The 18,816-nt window shown below is 64.7% G+C and carries 15 protein-coding genes; 3 read left to right on the top strand and 12 right to left on the bottom strand.

The window, feature by feature from the left end; genetic code table 11:
* Nucleotides 1–269: 269 nt before the first annotated feature.
* Both VFO25_03275 and VFO25_03270 read right to left on the bottom strand, forming a co-directional pair.
* Nucleotides 270–1,412 (bottom strand): DUF1297 domain-containing protein, encoded by a 1,143-nt coding sequence (locus tag VFO25_03275; GenBank protein HET9341926.1) that lies wholly within the window; start codon nt 1,410–1,412, stop codon nt 270–272.
* 4 nt (nt 1,413–1,416) lie between these two features.
* The gene (locus VFO25_03270; GenBank protein ID HET9341925.1) at nt 1,417–2,520 is read right to left on the bottom strand and encodes a formate--phosphoribosylaminoimidazolecarboxamide ligase; all 1,104 of its coding nucleotides are present in this window, start codon (nt 2,518–2,520) and stop codon (nt 1,417–1,419) included.
* A gap of 62 nt (nt 2,521–2,582) precedes the next feature.
* On the opposite strand from VFO25_03270, the gene VFO25_03265 reads away from it, so the two are divergent.
* Entirely contained in the window at nt 2,583–3,278 is a 696-nt protein-coding gene (locus VFO25_03265; GenBank protein HET9341924.1) for a hypothetical protein, read from the top strand.
* 375 nt (nt 3,279–3,653) lie between these two features.
* The gene (locus VFO25_03260) at nt 3,654–5,288 is read left to right on the top strand and encodes a hypothetical protein (GenBank protein ID HET9341923.1); all 1,635 of its coding nucleotides are present in this window, start codon (nt 3,654–3,656) and stop codon (nt 5,286–5,288) included.
* Nucleotides 5,289–5,481: 193 nt separating this feature from the next.
* Here VFO25_03260 and VFO25_03255 read toward each other — a convergent pair whose 3' ends face one another.
* The gene (locus tag VFO25_03255) at nt 5,482–5,973 is read right to left on the bottom strand and encodes a hypothetical protein (protein ID HET9341922.1); all 492 of its coding nucleotides are present in this window, start codon (nt 5,971–5,973) and stop codon (nt 5,482–5,484) included.
* A gap of 64 nt (nt 5,974–6,037) precedes the next feature.
* Between VFO25_03255 and VFO25_03250 the strand changes: the two genes are divergently transcribed.
* Nucleotides 6,038–6,733, top strand: coding sequence for a DJ-1/PfpI family protein (locus tag VFO25_03250; GenBank protein HET9341921.1), 696 nt, complete (start codon nt 6,038–6,040; stop codon nt 6,731–6,733).
* Here VFO25_03250 and VFO25_03245 read toward each other — a convergent pair.
* From VFO25_03245 to mtnA, 9 genes are all read right to left on the bottom strand, one after another.
* The gene (locus tag VFO25_03245; GenBank protein HET9341920.1) at nt 6,699–7,193 is read right to left on the bottom strand and encodes a peptidylprolyl isomerase; all 495 of its coding nucleotides are present in this window, start codon (nt 7,191–7,193) and stop codon (nt 6,699–6,701) included. The genes VFO25_03250 and VFO25_03245 overlap by 35 nt on opposite strands.
* 16 nt (nt 7,194–7,209) lie before the next feature.
* On the bottom strand, nt 7,210–7,986 hold the full coding sequence (gene purQ, locus VFO25_03240; GenBank protein ID HET9341919.1) for a phosphoribosylformylglycinamidine synthase I: 777 nt from the start codon (nt 7,984–7,986) through the stop codon (nt 7,210–7,212).
* Complete coding sequence (locus VFO25_03235; protein HET9341918.1) at nt 7,983–10,733, bottom strand: pitrilysin family protein; 2,751 nt, start codon at nt 10,731–10,733, stop codon at nt 7,983–7,985. The genes purQ and VFO25_03235 overlap by 4 nt, the downstream gene beginning before the upstream one ends.
* Nucleotides 10,733–13,087: a phosphoribosylformylglycinamidine synthase subunit PurL gene (gene purL, locus VFO25_03230; GenBank protein HET9341917.1), complete on the bottom strand. Its 2,355-nt coding sequence runs from the start codon at nt 13,085–13,087 to the stop codon at nt 10,733–10,735. Before purL ends, VFO25_03235 begins: the two co-directional genes overlap by 1 nt.
* Nucleotides 13,088–13,089: 2 nt before the next feature.
* On the bottom strand, nt 13,090–14,379 hold the full coding sequence (locus VFO25_03225; protein HET9341916.1) for a phosphoribosylaminoimidazolesuccinocarboxamide synthase: 1,290 nt from the start codon (nt 14,377–14,379) through the stop codon (nt 13,090–13,092).
* On the bottom strand, nt 14,376–15,821 hold the full coding sequence (gene purB, locus VFO25_03220) for an adenylosuccinate lyase (GenBank protein HET9341915.1): 1,446 nt from the start codon (nt 15,819–15,821) through the stop codon (nt 14,376–14,378). Before purB ends, VFO25_03225 begins: the two co-directional genes overlap by 4 nt.
* Nucleotides 15,822–15,983: 162 nt before the next feature.
* Entirely contained in the window at nt 15,984–16,517 is a 534-nt protein-coding gene (locus VFO25_03215; GenBank protein HET9341914.1) for a GNAT family N-acetyltransferase, read from the bottom strand.
* Between the two features lie 70 nt (nt 16,518–16,587).
* Nucleotides 16,588–17,601 (bottom strand): hypothetical protein, encoded by a 1,014-nt coding sequence (locus VFO25_03210; protein HET9341913.1) that lies wholly within the window; start codon nt 17,599–17,601, stop codon nt 16,588–16,590.
* Nucleotides 17,598–18,665 carry an S-methyl-5-thioribose-1-phosphate isomerase gene (gene mtnA / locus VFO25_03205; protein HET9341912.1) on the bottom strand — a complete coding sequence of 356 codons (1,068 nt, stop codon included), beginning with the start codon at nt 18,663–18,665 and terminating at the stop codon, nt 17,598–17,600. The genes VFO25_03210 and mtnA overlap by 4 nt, the downstream gene beginning before the upstream one ends.
* Nucleotides 18,666–18,816 lie beyond the last annotated feature (151 nt).

Genomic DNA, 18,816 nt, shown 5'->3' with positions numbered 1-18,816 from the left:
CGTCGTGCACGACCCACGGCTGCTGGATGCCTAAAATCGTCGCTTGAAAATCTCGATCACGCATGCCTCGGGGTACAACGAAGCGGCTCGGGGATACTTCTCCCGAGCCACCACAATTCCCGAAGACCCGATTTATCTCGATCGCCGCGGCCTCGCATTGTGGATAAATGTAGTAGGCCGAGCGAAGCTCGGCTAAGAGCGGCCTTTCAGTTGCAAGCTCGTCTCCGGTCGAGATAAATCTCGACCGCTCCCTTTCGAATTTCTCTGCCTTAGGTGCAGATGTCGGCGAGGCGATTCGAGTCGCGAGCGAGCGCGATCTCTTTCCCGATTCGCTCGCCCACCGACATCTCGGTACCCCAGCGATACGCGCTGTACGGCGTGTACTTGGTCCCAGGCGATCCTGGGATACGCAGCGACACGTCGTAGACGACGAACGATTTCGGCGGCCCGGACGCGATGATGCACTGGAGGGCGAACGGCCCGATGATGCCGGGCGGCATCGCCTCGTAGGCGGCCTTCACAAAGCGCGAGCCCATATCGAAGGCCTGCTCGAGCATCGACTCGGTGAGCGTCGTCGCGATATGCCCCGCCTCTTCCATCCCGGGCACGTAGCCGTCTCCTAGCGCGGCCTGTTCGCGCGCGAGCAGCGAGCGCGCGCCGTCGATGTCGGTTTGGCGTCGCGTGTCGGTGCCGAGCAGCTCGAGCTCGTTCGAGATGGGCGACCAGAAGAAATTCAAATTGACCGTCGGACCGATGACGTACTCTTCGAAGACCGCGGTCGAGAGCCCATCGACGGTCACGACGCCGCGCTCGACGAGTTCGGCGGAGCGCTCTCTATAATGAAGCGGATCGGTCGTAAGGAAGAAGGCGCGCTCGAACGACACCTTCGCGTGCGGCGCCTTGACGATCGTCAATCCGTCGATGTCCGACGGCCCCGCGAGGCGCCGCGGATATCGGATGCCGGCGCGGTCGAGCAGCGAGTATTGGTCGTCGGGCGAATCCTCGCCGCGCTCTTCGGCACGCAGCAGTTTGCGTGAGCCGAAAAACGGCACGAGCATGCCCGCCTCGATCTCGTCGTACGTGTATCGCTGCCGCAGATAGACCTCGAATGAGCGGTTCGGTACGAAGATGACATTGCGGCCGAGCAGGTCACGTTGGACAGCGGTGTCGAGTATGTCGGCGAATTGCGCAAGCACGATCGTGTCGTCGACGCAGCCGCCGTCCGCCCGCGTGCGGTAGTACGTGTCGTACGTCGTCTCCCGACCGCGCGAGGCGACGACGAGCGACCGCAGACCGTTGCGCTTCGCGCCGAGGCACACGTCGAGCGCGGAATGGCTGCCGATAGAACAGACGGTCAGCGCGCGCCGGTCGTATCGAGCGAGCGCGTCGGGGGCTTTCGAGCCTTGGGCCATTCCTCTAGTTCGCCGGCACGCCGGGACCCGAGATCGCGACACCGGGCGATTCGAGATCGGCGAGGTAGAACTCCGGCAACTTGCTCGACTGGTCGAGCACCATCTCGAGGCTGTTCGAGAGCAGCGCGTTCTTGATCTCGCGGGCTATGCGCCGGCCGGTCGACATCGGCTCGTCATAGTTGAGATACGAGTACGGCGATCCGTCGATGAAGAGATTCGTGCCGGCGACGATGCGCGCGGAGATCTCCATCAAGTAGAACTCCGCCTCCGGCGTGACGATCGTCTCGAGACAGAACGCACCGAAAAGGCCGCGCTCTGGGCACAGCTCGCGACTGACTCGCACGACGGCCTCACCCATATGGAAGGCTTCGGCGAGCAGCGATTCGCGCAAACTGATCGGCTGGTTGCCGATGACGACGTACGAAGGCTGCAGATCCCAGCCTTCTTGGTCGGCCGACGGGATGCGCCCGAGCGAGTCGACGTTGCTCTCGTAGCGGCGATCCATCGACATGATCTCGAGCTTGCCGGTGAGCGGCGAATAGAAGTAGTGGATGTACACCGGAACGCCGATGATGTACTCCTGCATGATGTACTGCTGCTTGAGCTTGGCGGCCCGCGTGCTGAAGTCGTCGGCGTTCTTGACGAAGAGGTAGCCCTTACCGCCGAGCGCGCCGTACAGCTTCACGATGACGGGCCTATCGATCTCGCTCGCCTGCGTGAACTGGCGCGGCATCCTCAAGCCGGCGCGAAGGAGCCAATCGCGCTGCTTCATTCGATCGGCTTCGAGATCGAGCACGGCCTTGTTGCCGAAGTACGGCGTCGTCATCGCCTTGTGCTCGCGAAGCGATAGGTAGGCGACGAACGATCCGTGCGGCACGAGGATGATCTTGCGGCCGGCGAGCTTCGGCTCGAGCCCCGGGAAGTCCGAGTACTTGTCGATGACCTCGACTTCGTCGACGAACGCGAAGCTCGAGTAAAGGGGCTGGTTTTGCGGCGTCACCACCGCTAGCGTGTGGAAGCCCTCGTCCTTGGCGCCTTTGAGGATCTGCAAGGCCGAGTGGCTGCCCAGCGTCGCGATGGTGAACAGCTGTGGCTGAGTTTTCGGCATTTGCCCCGATGTATTCTCGCGTCAGGCGGGTCCGACCTTGGAGCGGGCGAATGCCGCCTGCGATGAATGCCGCCATACGATGGTTGGCCGATTTCGTGCGGGGCCGCAGCGGTCCGTGGCCTGATAGCGGCACGCGGCTTCGCGTGTACATCATCGCAGCGATGTTGCTCTTCGGTGGGATCTGCGTGCTGGTATACGATTTTCGTCAGCCGCTGTGGCCGCTCTATCCAGGCACCATCGCCCTTCACCTCATATATGTAGCCGCAACCGTCGGCCTGTTTTATCGAAGTAGGGCCGCATACATGTATGCCTACCTCTACACGCTGCTCGGCGCGATCACGACCGCGTGCGCTCTTTTTATGTTGCCGCTCGAAGCGATCTTTCGCTCGCTTGCAGACGATCCGATCTTCGAGCTGAACGTGATCCTCATTTGCATCTTCGTCGGAGTGCTCGCTTTGTTGGGATACGGCGTCAGGAAACTCGAGCAGCTCTACAAGCTGCTCGTCTCCTGGCGAGCGACTCTTCAGGGGCCGACATACGGACTCGTCGTCGTCGGCGGGATGTTCATCATCGCCTGGTCGGTCGTCCAAGCGGTCGACCCGAACTTCTTCACGGAGTTGATGATAGAGAATCCTAGTTACAACGCGTCGGCGGTCGGACTGTTGGCGATCGCCGTGCTGCCCATACTCGCCGCCTTCCTGTGGGCGTACATCTCGTTGCGAAGCCGTGCCGTTCGCGACGCGTTCGATCTGCCTTAGATGGATAGATGGATAGATCGCGGCGGTCGAGATGAATCTCGACCGCTCCCATTTTTCTGATCGAACGTTCGCGAAAAAGAGCGCGAAAAGCCAAGGCCCCCGTAGGGCTTGCGGAGGCCTCGACTCAGGCGGGCACGGCGCCCGTCCATGTGTCATTTCCTCCGCCGCGCGTCGGACGCCCATGCATCGGCAGGTCCGCGAAAGGACGCGCTGCTGACAAGCCTTGAGCAGTTTGTCACTATTTTGGCAGTTTGTACCGGGATTTGCGGCGCCTGCATGCTAGGATATGAGGCTCAGAACACGATGCGGCGCGAGGGCCTAGTCGGGACACGCCGAAAATAAATGCTACATAACAGCGGCAGCGAGGGGCCAGCCGTGGATAATCAAGCATACGCTCAACCAATCGATGCGACGGACGTAGCCGCACGACACCTCCTCCACAACATGCGCAACGCGAAGGCGCTACGGTCGAATCCGCTCGTCGCGCACCTTCTCGCTGCGGATAGAGAAGGCTCGGAGCAACTCCCGGATCGCGTCGTCGTGTCACGTGTGGCGCAAGCGGTCGCCTCGGTCTTACGAGCGCTCGATCCCTCAGAGGGCAACCCCTTCGACGGCGATCGCTCTCACCGCCAATCCGAAATCGTCAGACGCTGCGTCATCGGCACCGAGCCATATAAAGCAGTGGCTCGCGACCTTGGCATATCGCTAAGGACGCTTTTCCGCGATCTCGACGGCATTCGTCTTCGCCTCGTCGAGGATCTGCCGCGATATGCGCCGCCGGTGCTCGCCGTCGTCAACCTCGGCGACAGCTTCGACCTCGAATTGCGCTACGCGACCTTGCTGCGCAACATGGGCAAGTTCGACGACGCGCTCGGCGTCCTCGATCAGGTCGCCACGAATTCGACGTCGAGTCTCCAGCGCGCCCGTGCCTTCAATGCAGCAGCGATCACACTCGTCGACTCCGGCTACACGGAAAAAGCCGCGACCGCAGTCGAAAATGCCAGACGTGCGATCGCGACGAGCGAAGCGCCCAAGGACAGGCAGAGCCTGCTCGTCGAGTGCGACATCGACCTCTCGTCCGCGACGATCGCTCGCGTCCGCGGCGAAACCCCGGCTGCGTTCCAAGGCTACGATCTCGCGGCGCTCAAGTCGACGAGCCTGCTCGGTGACGCTCCTCTCGGCGCGACCGACGTCTTGGTCCGCGCGCACGCAAATTCGGCAGTGCTCCACTGGCTCACCGGCAATATCGAGACCGCCGGCGGTGAGGTCGAAAGCGCATGGAACGCGCTCGAGCGCCTGGACGATCCGCCGGATGACGCTCATTACGCACTGCTCGCCGCGTCGTCGATGGTCCATCTCGTCAAAGACGGCGATGTCGCGTGGGCGATGCGCGAGATGTCGGCTGCTGCGGTTCTCGCCGAGCGGCGCGGCATGCTCCACGACGCGCTCATGGCGCTCGGCTGGCTATCGAGCATGGAACGGCTCAACGGCAACGCCGAAGGCGCCGCGCAGACGACGCGCCGGACGATCGGCATCGCTCGCGCGACGATGAAAGGCACGGAATTCGCGCTCCTGAGCGCCGCCGCCGCCGAAAGCGAAGCGGAGGTCGGCGATTTCGACGCAGCGCGTCGCTTGATCGACGAGGGACGCTCTCGCGTCGAACAAGGCGGCGCGGGTTGGGCGAGACTCGAGCTCGCTGAAGCCGAGCTTCTCCTGTTGTCGCACCGCTATGTCGAAGCGCTCGCAGCCTCGCTACGCGCGGGCGAAGCGATGCAGCGGCAAGGCAAAGCGGGATTCGTCGGCTATGCGTGCCTGATCCGAGCCCTCGCGTACGAAGGACGCGGCGAACGCGCGCAGGCGCTGCTCGCGGTCCGCGAGGCGCTGCCGCTCATCGAGCGCTTCGGCAAATCGCCGGAGCTCGTCGCGGCATACGAACTGTCGGCGCGGCTCACAGGCAATCGTAAGCATAAAGCAGATGCCATCGATCTCGCGAGGCTGTTGCGCGGCTGACAACATAGTGCCAACGTGATGCGGCGCGCGGCATCCGCGTGCTATACTGACTCCGGCACTCCTAACACCCACCCCTGGTGCGAGCTCTACGTCCTGTGCTCGCACCTTTTATTTTTGTTGACCCCAAGACGACTGAGATGACCGCGGCGGTCGAGATAAATCTCGACCGCTCCCAAGTCGCTTCTTAGAAGGCTTATTTGACGGCGGTGCGCGTGGGGGAGCGGCGGACCGTGAACGATTGCGAGAACTTGTTCGCGAGCAGCGAGGTGCACGCCCATTCGAGCAGCTGCGCGTCGGCTGGCTTGCCGCCGGTCTCGTAGAGCCGCCACGCGGTCGCGCGCTCGATGTTCTCGAGCCCATCGATGCCGAACCGCTCGCGAAGAACGTCGGCGAGAGCGTTCGAGTCGTCGTCGACGTCCGTCACGACCGCCTCATAGACGGCGGTCTCCGGCAGGCCCGAATGCGAGAGCCGGTGTTTGTTCGGATTGAACACGACCTCGGCGTGCGTCAGCGCTGCGCCGCAAGCGTCGATCGATAGTCCGCCTTCGGGAAGCTTGAGCCGCAGCAGCTCACTGCGTTCGACGCGATCGAGATCGACGTAGCCCAAGCCGCGCAGCGCGCCGCGCACGGTGAAGGCGGTATTGTCGCCGACGGTCAACTCAACGCCGAATTCATACACGGGCATCGCGTGGCCAAGTCCGACGCGGGACTACGCGCGACCTGCCCTTCGCAAGCGAGGTGCGCGCGCGTTGACGACGATCGGCATGGTCGTATTCCCCGGCTTCGAGCTGCTCGATCTCGCCGGACCGCTCGACGTCTTCTCGCGAGCGCCGGACGTCAAAGCGCTGACCATCGCTGAAACAGGCGCTCCGGTCGTCCCCGACCTCGCGCCGGCGGTCACGCCCGACGCGACGTTCGACGACGCGCCGCCATTCGAAGTCCTTTTCATCCCCGGCGGTCACGGCATCGGTGCGTCGTTAGCGAACGACAAGCTGCTCGATTTCGTCGCTTCGAGGGCGCGAGCGGCGCAATACGTCACCTCGGTCTGCACTGGAGCGCTGCTCTTGGGCGTCGCGGGACTGATCGAAGGCCGCCAAGCCACGACGCATTGGCGCTATCTCGATTTGCTGAAGCTTTTCGGCGCGACGCCGGTGTCGAAACGCGTCGTCGAAGACGGCAACCTCATCACGGGCGGCGGCGTCACCGCCGGAATAGATTTCGGTTTCACGCTCATCGCACGGCTGCGCGGAGCCGACGTCGCGAAGCGGGTGCAGCTCGGGCTCGAGTACGATCCCGATCCGCCGTTTCGCGCCGGACATCCGTCCGTCGCAGACAAGGCGGACGTCGAGACGTATGTACGCGATACGACGGCGCGCTACGAGGAGCGCGAGCGGCTCATCCTCGACGCGCTCACGAGACGGGCTCGATCGTCACCTTCTCCATGACGTCGCCGACGCGGACGGCATCGACCGCGTCTTGTCCGGACTTCACCTGGCCGAATACCGTGTACTGACGGTCCAGGAAACTCGCATCTCCCAAACAGATGTAGAACTGAGATCCCGCCGAGTTCGGGCTCTGCGCGCGCGCCATCGCGACCGTGCCCTTCACGTGCGGTCGAGCGTTGAACTCCGCCTTCAACTTGTAGCCGGCGTCGCCGGTGCCGGTGCCGAGCGGGCAGCCGCCTTGGATGACGAAGCCCGGTTCGACGCGGTGGAAGGTCAAGCCGTCATAGAAACCGGCGCGCGCGAGCTTGACGAACGACGCGACCGTGTTCGGTGCGTCGTTCGGGTAGAACGTGAATACGATATCGCCGCGCTTCGTCTTGATCTTCGCCTGGAGGTTGCGCGCCTCACCGGCGATCGCGATCGACTCGTCTCCGGTCGGCGGCGTGTGGGTCGTAGGCACTTGAAATTCGCTCCTTCTAGCGTGCGGTTTTCAGATCGCGCAGGCTGCGCGCCATCGATTCGAATATCGCGTGCGCGCCGACGGGCCGGTTCGGCTCGTCCGAGCGCAGCGACGGGTCGTCGAACGCGACGTTGAACGCCCATGCGGCGCGCTCCGGGTGCGGCATGAGCGCGAGGATGTTGCCATCGTCGTTGCAGATGCCGGCCGCGCGGTGCATCGCGCCGTTGTGCGCCTTGCCGGCATAGCGGAGCACGATTCGGCCGCGCTCCTCGAGATCGTCGAAATAGCGCGCGTCGCCCGTGAAGCGTCCTTCGGCATGCGCTGCGACCATGCGCAACGAGGCTCCGGGCTCCAAGAATCGCGTGAACGCGCACCTGCTCGGCTCGTCGCCCGCGACGACGTCGACGAAGCGGCACTGGTAATGGCGAGACGGCAGATTGCGCCCGATCGCGACATCGCCGATCATGCCGCTCTCGGCGAGGATCTGCGCGCCGTTGCAAATGCCGAGGATCAGCTTACCGCGCTCGGCCTCTTCGCGCACGACGGCTACCAACGGGCTCTTCGAGGCGATCGCACCGGCGCGGACGCGATCCTCGTGCGCGAAGCCGCCCGAGAAGACGTACGCGTCGAACGAGCGCAGCGACTCGGGATCCTCGCTCCACCAGAAAAGACGGGCGTCCATGCCCGCATCGCGGCATGCGTCGACGGTTTCGTCCTCGGAGTTCGTCCCCGGAAAGACGACGACGGCGACGCGCGCGGCGTGCTGGTCGACAGCCGCACCGGCTTCGCTCACGAACCGGGCTCCACGATGACACGGACGAAGCGATCCGTATCGATGCGGCGCATGGCGCGCTCGAGTTGCGCGGGCGTTATCGCAAGCAGCGCTTGCCAGAACCAACGATCGGAGACATCCCCGGTGATTCCTTCGGAAGCACCCGCGAGCATGTCCGACGCGACACCCTCGTAACTGTCCAGGGGGAGCACTTTCTTCGCCAGCAGCGACGCCTTTGCTCGCTGCAGCTCGACCGCCGGCAGCGGCGTGCGTTGCAGGCCCTTGATGATCGCGATGGCGGCCGACTCGGCCGGATTGACGTCGCGCGGCTCGCTCGCGAACGAGATCGAGAACTCGGCGCCCTCGGGCTGCGAGTTGAGCGCTGAATCGACGCCGTACACGTATCCGCGGCGCGTGCGCAGCTCTTTGAAAAGCATCGACCCCGTCCCCTCGCCCGAGAGGATCGTGTTCGCCAGTTGGAGCGCGACGTAGTCGTTGTCGTCCGAGTGCAGGTGGAGCTCTTCTTTCAGCGTCACCTGCGACTGGACGTTTGATGACGACTTGACGGTCACCGAGGCCGCTTTCGGCGTCGTCTCTTTTATGATGGGGTAGCTGAACGACGGCGCCGGTCCAATGGCTTTCCAGTCGCCGAAGTACCGCTCGATCGCAGCCTCGGCTTGATCGGGCGTGATGTCGCCGACGATAGCGATCTCGGTGAGGTCCGGCCGGTACGCGAGCGCGAGGTATTTGCGCAGATCGTCGAGCTTGATCGCGCCGATCGTCTTGGCGTTGGTATCGCGCCGGCGCGGATCGCCCTTCGGATAGAGCGCAAGCCGCTCGGCGAGGTCCGCCTTTTCGGACGGAAGCGCGTTCGCCGCGTTGACGCTTTGGAGCGTCTGCGCCTTGACGACTTCGAACGACGATTGCGCGAGCGCCGGATGGAGCATGCCGTCGGCGAGGAGCTGGACGCCACGATCGAACGTCTGCGACTGCACCTCGAGCCCGAACGCCGTGCCGAGCGTGACGTCTGCGGCCGCGTCGTCCAATTGTTCCTGGTAGCCCTTGCGATCGTACGTCGTCGTGCCCCACGGCAGCATCTCGCCGACCATCAGCGCGACGCCTTCCTTGCCTGGTGGATCGTAGAGCAGCGGGTCGTTGCGGATGACGCCGCTGAGGACGACGACCGGCGCCGTCTTCTCTTGCCGCACTCGTAGGCGTAGACCATTCGGCAGTTTTCGCGTGACGACGAGCGTGTCGGCGGCGGGTGCGATGAGCGGCGCTTTGAGCGCGACGGCCGCCCAAGCGGGCAGCGCTTCTTCTTTGGTCGGCGTGTAGCCGACGTTTTCGACGCCCGCGTTCGGGTCCGGGCGCGCGAACGTCGCGTCTTGCTTGCCGGTGATGATAAGCGACACCTGATGATCGGGGTCGAAGTACGTCGTCAGGACCCGGTTGACATCCGCGGGCGTCACCTTCGCGACGGCATCGTAGAGCGCGTCCGGCGACGGCTGGCGATTCGTCATCGCATCTCCCCAAGAGAACGCGAGACCGGATATCGACGCCTGGCCGAACGCGCGCTGCGCGAGCAGCCTGGTCTTCGAGGCCTCGATGAGATCCGCCGGTACGCCATTGGCCCGGTATGAGTCGATGACGCCTTGCACTTGCGTCAGCGCGCCTTGCGCGTTGCTATCTTGAGTCGGGATAGCGATGAAGAAGGTGACGCCCGTCTCCGGGAACGCAGACGAGAAGCTGATCGCGGCGAGGACCTTGCCTTGGGCCTGGAGGTCGGCGAACGCACCGCGCCCGCTATCGAAGACGTCGTTGAGGACGATCGCCGGCGCGTAGTCCGGGCTCGTCGAACCAGGCATGCGATAGGCGTAAGCGCCGAAGCCGAGCGGGAAGTCGATCGTATCGGTGATGGTCGTCGACGGAAGCGGCGGCACGTTGATCGGCGCGTGCGCCGGTAGCGTGGCCGCCGGGATCTTGTCGAAGAGCGCATGGACGCTCGCCAGCGTCTTTTCGGGATCGATATCGCCGGCGATGACGAGCGTTGCATTCGACGGATGGTACCACGCGCGGTAGAACGCCCTGATGTCGTCGGCCTTCATCTTGTCGAAGCTTGCGACCGTGCCGCCCGTCGTGTTCGCGAACGGCGTACCGCTGAAGAACGCCGACTGCACCTTCGTGCTGATCTTATATCCGGGCTGGCTCGCCTGCGCTTGAATCTCTTGCTCGATCGCGCCGCGTTCGGTCGCCCAGTCCGCCTGGCTGATCGTCGCATTCGACATGCGATCGGCCTCGACGTGGAGCGCGACGTCGACGTAGGCCGATGGCAGCTTGAACCAGTAGAGGGTCCACTCGTTCGACGTCTGCGCATCGTAGACCGCGCCCATGCGGGCGGCGATGTCCGAGAGTTGACCAGCCGACAGATCGCTCGTGCCGCGGAACATCATGTGCTCCGTGGCGTGCGCGATGCCGGGCATCGTGTCGTCGTCGGAGCCGACGCCATACATCATGACCGTTGTCGCGACCGGCGCTAGCGCGTTCGGCAGGATGACGACTTGCATCCCGTTCGCAAGCGTCGCGCGTACGACGTTTGCCGGCGCGGCAGTCGCGCTCGGCGCCGGCGCCGCACCCATGAGCGCAAACGCGCAAATAGTTGCAACGATTAAGGGGATGTAGTAGGCCGAGCGCAGCTCGGCGCCGACCTTCGGTCGGCCTACTACATTTCGCCGCGCGTTGCTTGCTTCGAAATCATAAATGCTATTCATCACGCGTAGAGTTCCCGCAACGTGCCTGTCCAGGCCTCTGCGAGCGTCGTCAACGGTACGTCACATAGTCCGCTCACGTGAAGCGTCGCACCGCCGGTCGTGCCGATCGCGATGGGCGCTGCGCCCGTGCGAGTGCAGATCGCTTCGAAATGGCCGAGGCGATCGGCCGGGATCTCGACGACGAACCCGCCTGCCTCGCCGAAAAGCGCAGCGATCGGTGAAATATCCGGCGCCCAGACCGATGGCGCGGTGAGCCTTGCGCCGATCGTACCGTCGGCGTCTCCGCCCAGGCACATCTCCGCGACGCACGCGAGCAGGCCGCCGTCGCTGATGTCGTGTGCGGCGCTCACCACGCCTGCTTCGATCGCTTCGACGACGGCGCGGATCGATGCGGAAGCCTCTTCATAATCGACATCGGGCAGCTCGCTCACGGGCGCACCGAGGACGATGCCGGCGACCGACCCGCCGAGCGCAGCCGTGCGCGGTCCGAGGACGAGCAGCCGGTGCTCTCCCGCGGTGAGCCGCATCGAAACGACGCGCCCGACATCATCGACGCGACCGATGCACGCGACGATCGCCGACGGCGCGATCGCGCCACCGCCCGACGACTCGTTATAGAGGCTGACGTTGCCGCTGACGAACGGGAGCGGGTCGTCTGCTTCGGTGACGTGGAGCGCGTTCGCGGCCTCCGCCAACCCTTCGACGCCGTCCGCGAGCTGGCGGTAGGCCATCGGATCTTCAGGATTACCGTAGTTGAGACAGTCGGTGAGACCGATCGGATGTGCGCCGACGGCCGCGACGTTGCGCGCCGACTCGACGACGGCGAGCGCCGCCGCGTGACGTGCGGAGATCGCGCCGTAGCGCGGATTGCCGTCAACGGAGAGCGCGACGCCGAGATGTCCGCCGCGCTTGACGATGATGACGCCTGCATCGGCATAACCCGGCGGTGCGACCGTCGCGCCGCGAACAGCGCAGTCGTAGTGCTCGAGGAGCGGGCGGCGGCTGCAGACGTCGGGATGCGCGAGTACAGTTTTCAGCAGATCCTCTATGGTGCTGCGCTCGACGACGTGCGTCGACTGATCGGTCGATCGCGGCTTGACCGTTTCGGGACCGCTCACGCGCTCTGCAGCAACCGGTCCGGTGAGGACGTCGATCGGCAGGTCGCACACCGCGACACCCTTGGCGAGTAGGCGATAGCGACGGTCTGCTGTCGCTCGGCCGATGACCGCGGCTTTCGCGTTCGCGGCGACGTCCGGGAGCGTGAAGCGCTCGTTGTAGATCGAAAGCACGACCGGCGTGAACGACGGCGGCACGGCGAGCAGCATGCGCTCTTGCGTTTCCGCGCATGCGATGACGAACGGCGTCAGGCCCGGAGTCGCGACCGGCACGGCATCGAGATCGATCGTCGCGCCGAAGCCGCCCGCATCGCACAGCTCGCTCGAGCTGCCCATGATGCCGCCGGCGCCGAGGTCCTTGCACCCGATCGGGATCTTGCGCGAGAACGCCTCGCGGAACACCGCGTATGTCGCGCGCATGATGACGCTTTTGAGGAACGGGTCCGGCACCTGGACGGCGCTCTTGTTGGCATGAGCTTCACTCGCATCGAGGACGAGCGAGGCGAAAGCTGCGCCGCCGAATCCGGACGCGTCGGTCGCCTTGCCGACGAGGATGAGATCGAAGCCTTCGCCGTTTGCTGGAACGCGGCTGTGGACGATCCGATCGGCGCGGACGATTCCGAGCGCGACGACGTTGACGAGGCAATTGTCGGCGAACGACGGATGGAAATAGACGTCGCCCGCGATGTTCGGCACGCCGACGGCGTTGCCGTACGCCGCGATGCCGTCGACAGCGCCCGCCGCGACGTACGCTTGGTGCGTGCCGAGCCCGAGGCCGCCGAAGCGCAGCTGGTCGGCGCTCGCGACGACTTCCGCGCCCATGCATAGGACGTCGCGTAAGATGCCGCCGACGCCGGTCGCGGCGCCTTCGAACGGCACGACCTGTGACGGATGGTTGTGACTCTCGTGCGCGACGACGACGCCGTACGTCACGCCGTCGACCTCGCCCAGACGGAGCACGCCCGCGTCTTCGCCGACCGGCACGAGCACGTCGGACGACCGTTTCGGCAACTTCTTGAGCAGCGCGCGGCTGCTCTTATACGAGCAATGCTCGCTCCACTGGATCGAGAACGCGTGCGCTTCGGCACGCGTCGGGTTACGTCCGATGCGCGCGACGATCGCGCGCAGTTCGCCTGCCGTGAGCGCGAGCGCCTCGCGACGGGCGAGGCGCTCGAGTTCTGCATCGGATCCTTCGAGCCGCAGCGGCTCGGCTGAGTACGCGACCGGGTCGAGGGTCACGGTCAATTCTGCGATGCCTTCCCGTTCGGCGGCGCTTGGCTTACCGAACCGCCCGCGCGAGCATCGGCGTCGACGACGTTCGTCCGGTTCTTGTACTGCGCGACCAGGACGCGGCCGTACAAGACCGTGTCGTCGACCGCGAGGATCTTCGCGGCAGCGAGCGCGGCGTTCTCCGGTTCGAGGACGACCATGCTCGCGATGCCCGACGGCAGGCTCAAGCTCGACAGGATATCCATGCCTGAGAAATTTGATCCGATCGGCGGACATGCGATGACGCAGTTCGCGGTCGCCGCATCGACGAATGCCGAGAGCGCATTGCTGCGGCCGGCGATGGTGATGTAGACGACTCTCCCGAGCATGCCGTCGAGGCGGCTCACTTTTTCGAGCGCGTACAACGGCGTCTTGTGCGCCGAAGCGACGTGCTTGCGCGCGGGGACGCCGAGCGCGGAAAGGGCCTTGAGGATTCGTTCGGCGTGTGCGTCGTCGCCCGACGATCCCATGACGATGCCGACGAAGCCGCCGGTCGTCTTCTGGAATTGGCCGACGCGCTCGGCGACTTCTTCGTATTTGCCTTTGACGTTCGCGAGGTCGGCCTCCGACGGCACTTGGATGTTGCGGTAGATCTGCTTGTCGAGCATCGCCGACTGATCGCCGCCGGGCCAGATGCGCCACGAATCGTTGTCGATGACGTCGGCGAGCAGGATCTCCGTGCCGCCGTCGGCTTTCGGAGCGCGTCCGAACTCGACTTTGAGGTCGACGAGCAAAACGTTCTGGCGCTTCCATGCGTGCGCGAGAACGTCGAAGACGATGCGCGCGATGTCGGTCATCTGCGCGAGTTCAGCCTGGGTCGCGATACCTTCGTCGATGATGCGCTCGGCCGTGTATTGCGGATCGTGATTCGCGTCGTCTTTGAAGAAATATTCGACGAGCCGAGGCGCGATGACCGTGCCGGGCTTGACGCCCGGATTGCGTTTTACGTACGAGCCCGCCGCGATGCCGCGCACGACGACCTCGATCGGGATCATCTCGCAGTGGCGGACGAGCATCTCGTTCGCGTCGTCGTCTTCGCCGCCGCTCAAGTAGTGGGTCGGAATATTGGATGCGCTCAGGAGGCGGTAGACCCGCGCGGTCGTCAGCGCGGCGAGACGCCCTTTTCCGCCGATGACGTGCCGCTTCGCGCCGTCGCCCGCGGTGATCTGATCTTGCGAAACGACGACGACCGCGTCCGGCCGGTCGGCGGAGCGGTAGAGCACCTTGGTCTTGCCGCGCGCGACTTCGGGTCCTTTGTTCATGCCTCTATCCCCATCTCCGTCAAGAATGGCGCGGTTGTGGCGCCTTGCGCTTCAAGTACGCGCAGGCGGTGCGCGTAATCGCGCGCCCGCTGTGCGGCGGAACCGGTGTGCGACGCCGGATCCATGAGCGCGTCGATCTGTTTCTCGTCGAGGTATTCACGTACGCGTTTGTCGCGAGCGATGATGCCCTTGAGCGGATTCTCTTGGCCGCGCTCGATGCTCTCCCACGCCTGCATCGCCGCTTCACGCATCACTTCGTGGAGCTCTTGGCGGTCTGCGCCTTTTGCGGCTGCCGCCATGAGAACTGCCTCGGTCGCCGAGAACGGGCCGAACCAGGCGAGGTTCATCGCGATGCGCCGTTCGTCGACGCGCATCCCGGTGATGACTTTGCGCGCGAGCGAGCAGATCTCGTCGGCCGCGAGAAACGACTCGGGAATGACCGAGCGTCGATTGGCAGAGTCGTCGAGCGTCCGCTCGAGCAGGTTGTCGGCGGCGTTCTGCCAGACGACGTTGACGTTCGCGCCGACGATCCGTGCGAGCGAGTCGATCCGCTCGCTCAGGATCGGGTTGCGTTTGTGCGGCATCGCCGATGAACCGACTTGCTTGCGACCGAAAGGTTCGCCGAGCTCGCCGAACCCAGCGCTTGCAAGGATCCGAAAGTCGAAGGCGAGCTTCGCGCACGATGCGGCAAACGCGGCGAGGGCCGAGACGACGAGATAGTCGAGCCTGCGCGGATACGTCTGGCCCGACACCGCGCCCGCGTGCAAGCCGAACTCGCTCAGGATCTCGCGCTCGAGGTCGTCCGAAGTGATCTTCGTGCCGCGCAGCAAGGCGTCGTACGAGGCCGATGTGCCGACCGCGCCCCGAAGACCTTTCGCGGGCAGCCACTCCGCAAGTCTGAGGAGGTTCTCGTGATCCGAGGCGATGTCTTGAGCCCACAGCGTCATGCGGAAACCGAGCGTCGACGGCTCGGCCGCCTGGAGATGCGTGTACGCCATGCACGGGAGGGCCGCGTACTTCTCGATCTTCTCGGCGAGATCGCCGAGCAGGCCGCGGATGTTGGCGGCAAGCATGTCGCGGCCGGCGATCGCCGCCTTCATACGCGCGATCTCGACGTTGTCCTCGATGTCCATCGACGTCGCGCCGAGGTGGAGCTTGCCGCCGCCGATCTTCGCCTGCGAGGCGTAGACGCGTAGCTCGGCCATGAGATCGTGACCGATCTCGGTTTCGATCTTGTGCGCCGCCTCGATGTCGACCGCGTCGACGAAGCGGCGGAGATCGGCGACCTCTTCTCCCGACACGAGGCCGGCCTTCGATTGCGCGCGAGCCAGGGCTAGCCAGAGACGCCGCCACATGCGGCGCTTCGTCTGTTCTGAGAACAGGGCGCGCATCGCGGGGTGCCCGTAGCGCCACGAGAAGGGCGAGGAATACGAAGTGGTCACAAGGTTATATTATGAACGGGTGGAGCGGTCAACCTTTACGCGATGTCGATATTGTAGCGGAAGGGTCTGACAGCGGTCGAGATTTATCTCGACCGCCGCGGCCCGGCCATTCGGCGTGAGAGTGGAGCGGTCGACCTTTACGCCCGACCGTCGCGGCCTCGCCTAATCCGGAACGCTTACTCCAGGCCGGACGATCCCGTAGACGACGTCGTTCATCGTCACGCCGTCCTTCGTGGCGTGCATGCGAAGGCGGCCTTCCAATTCAAAGCCGGCCTTCTCGAGAACACGCCGCGACCCGGTGTTGCGTTCGAAACATCCGGCGAAGATGTGCATAAGATTGAAGGCCTCGAATCCATACTTCGTCACTGCTCGCACCGCCTCGGTGACGATTCCACGCCCCCAATACTCCTCGCCGAGCCAATACCCGATCTCGGCTGAGCGGTGGAAGATATCTTTGCCGGGATACAGACCGACGCCGCCGACTGCGTCTCCGTCAATCACGATCGCGAAGTCGCGCTGCGGTTGGACGCCCTCATGCTTTCCGAGCCACGCGCGCGCGGCCTCAGCAGTATATGGATATGGGAAGATGTCCGACAAGTTGCGCGAGACGTTCTTGTTGTTCGCGTGCTTGACTAGCGACGCCTCATCGCTCGGCCGCCACTCCCGAAGCGTACACTGCTCAAGAATGATCTCCATACCATGAGGTCCGAGGGTGGGGACCCGCCGACCTGCAGACCGTCACGCCTGCGACAGCATGCTCAGCGCGCTATTTCGGGGTCTCGCACAGGCGCACGATCACTTCTTCGAGCGTCTGCACCGGCTCGCGCTTGCCGGTGATGCAGCGTTCGAGCGCTTTCATCGTGATGTCGACGTTGCGCCGTGCAGCTGCCGGCGTGATCCGTCGAGCTGCGCCGGTCAGCTTGCCGATGCGCCATGCATTTTGTCCGGTCGCGCGTGCATACTCGTCGGGTCGTGCCCCGGCGCTCAACTCCCAGATGACCTGCGCGTCGCCCGCAAGCCACTGCAGCGGTCCGACGGGACTGTCGAAGAACTCGCGCGCGAGCGCGAGCGCACGATCGACGCGTCTATCGTGCACGGCGTCGGCAAGATCCCAAAGCTTCGCTTCTTGTGGAGACACTTGATAGTCGCGGACGTCAGCGACCTTGACCCGCTTTGTCGTCAGCGCGAGACGGTCCAACGCGTTCTTGATCTCCGATGCGTCTTCGGTCGCCGCGAGCATCTCACGCGCGTCCGAGTCGACCTTGACGCCGGCTTCGGCCGCACATTCGTCGACGAACCGTGCCGCCTCGGGAGCGCTCAGCGTGCAGTCGAGCAATAGCGAGCCCTTGGTGCCAGCGGCAAAGGCGGCGGCTTCGTCTTTCGGCTTGCGTCCTTGAGGTCGCGCCGGCCGGCCCGAATGATCGACGATAAGGACCGCATGCTCGGGCACATCCTCGCACGCGACGACGATCGCGTCGCGGTCGTCTTTCTTGAGATCGATCGAGCCGCGCACGATGACGACACGCCGCTGCGCGAGGAACGGCAGCGCGCTGACGCGTCCGATGATCGATCCGGCGTTTTCGAGCGACGAAGCGTCGAGCGAGTCGACGTTGAGGTCGCGCAAGGTCTCGTCGGGCACCGCCGCCTTGACGATCTCGGTTATCGCGCGGTCGGCGAGCAGATGCTCCTTGCCGTATAAGACGATGAGCGGCGGCGGCGAACCTGGCGGCGCCGCAAGGAAATCGAGTATGCCCGCCTTGGCGCGCGTTGCCGGGCTCATGACCGCGTGCCCGCGCTCTCGCGGACCTTGGAAAGCACGCTGTCAATCGATTCAACGAACGGCGCCGAAAGCGCGCCGCGTTCGGTCACGATCGTCGTGATGTATTCCGCAGGTGTCACGTCGAACGCCGGATTCGCGGCGGACGAACCGGCCGGTGCGACGGCAACGCCCGCGAACGACGTCACTTCTTGGGGGTCACGCTGTTCGATGGGAATGTCGGCTCCGGAGGCAGCTTTTAGGTCGAACGTCGAGAGCGGCGCCGCGACGATGAACGGGATGCCGTGCGCGCGCGCGAGTACGGCGAGACCGTACGTGCCGATCTTGTTCGCGGTATCGCCGTTGCGCGCGATCCGATCTGCGCCGACCATGACCGCACCGACGACACCGGTCTTCATGAAGTGCCCCGCCATCGAGTCGGTGATGATCGTGTGAGGTATGCCGTCGCTCAGTAACTCCCAGGCGGTGAGACGCGCTCCTTGAAGGAGCGGGCGCGTTTCGGTGGCGAGCACGCTGCGGATGCGGCCGTCGCGCCACGCCGAGCGGATGACCCCGAGCGCCGTGCCGTAGCCGCCCGTCGCGAGACTGCCGGTATTGCAATGCGTCATGACGTCTTTGCCTGCCGGCAACAACGACGCGCCGTAGTCGCCGATGCGCCGGCAGCGGTCGATATCGTCGTCGTGGATCGCTTTCGCGCCACGATCGGCTGCGTTGATAAGCGCTTGCGGTCCGGCGCCTGAAGCTGCCAGCGACGCGACTTCGTCGCGGACCTTGCCGACCGCCCACGCGAGGTTGACCGCCGTCGGCCGCGATGCGGACAACGTCTCTGCGGCCGTTTCGAGCGAAGCCAAGAAATCGGGTCGGCCGGCCGACGCACGCACCGCGAGCGCGACGCCATACGCACCGGTGATGCCGATCGCCGGAGCACCGCGCACGATCATCCGGGAAATCGCGCTTGCGACGGATCTCGCGTCGCGAAGCTCGACGAATTCGACGGTGGCCGGAAGCTTGGTCTGATCAAGCAGCGTAAGGACGCCGTTGTCGTAGACGATGTGCGCGGGAGTCATCGATCCGATCTTCGCGCGGCGGGCGAGAAGGTCCCGCGATGTGCGATATACTGCTGTAGCGGTCGAGCTTTAGCTCGACCGGCGCGGCCGTGCATGCAAGACCGCGGCGGTCGACGTAAACGTCGACCGCTACAATCTCTAGTTGCAAGAT

The organism is Candidatus Eremiobacteraceae bacterium (genome assembly GCA_035710745.1).
Taxonomy (GTDB): Bacteria; Vulcanimicrobiota; Vulcanimicrobiia; order Eremiobacterales; family Eremiobacteraceae; genus JANWLL01.
The sequence above is the reverse complement of the archived record's forward strand: the minus strand, read 5'-3'. Positions and strand labels throughout refer to the sequence as shown.

Excerpts from the sequence above, each read along its gene's own strand:
- VFO25_03270 (HET9341925.1), bottom strand. The coding sequence starts at position 2,520 with ATGCCGAAAACTCAGCCACAGCTGTTCACCATCGCGACGCTGGGCAGC.
- VFO25_03215 (HET9341914.1), bottom strand. The coding sequence starts at position 16,517 with ATGGAGATCATTCTTGAGCAGTGTACGCTTCGGGAGTGGCGGCCGAGC.
- VFO25_03255 (HET9341922.1), bottom strand. The coding sequence starts at position 5,973 with ATGCCCGTGTATGAATTCGGCGTTGAGTTGACCGTCGGCGACAATACC.
- VFO25_03210 (HET9341913.1), bottom strand. The coding sequence starts at position 17,601 with ATGAGCCCGGCAACGCGCGCCAAGGCGGGCATACTCGATTTCCTTGCG.
- VFO25_03225 (HET9341916.1), bottom strand. The coding sequence starts at position 14,379 with ATGAACAAAGGACCCGAAGTCGCGCGCGGCAAGACCAAGGTGCTCTAC.
- VFO25_03275 (HET9341926.1), bottom strand. The coding sequence starts at position 1,412 with ATGGCCCAAGGCTCGAAAGCCCCCGACGCGCTCGCTCGATACGACCGG.
- VFO25_03265 (HET9341924.1), top strand. The coding sequence starts at position 2,583 with ATGAATGCCGCCATACGATGGTTGGCCGATTTCGTGCGGGGCCGCAGC.
- VFO25_03235 (HET9341918.1), bottom strand. The coding sequence starts at position 10,733 with ATGAATAGCATTTATGATTTCGAAGCAAGCAACGCGCGGCGAAATGTA.
- mtnA (HET9341912.1), bottom strand. The coding sequence starts at position 18,665 with ATGACTCCCGCGCACATCGTCTACGACAACGGCGTCCTTACGCTGCTT.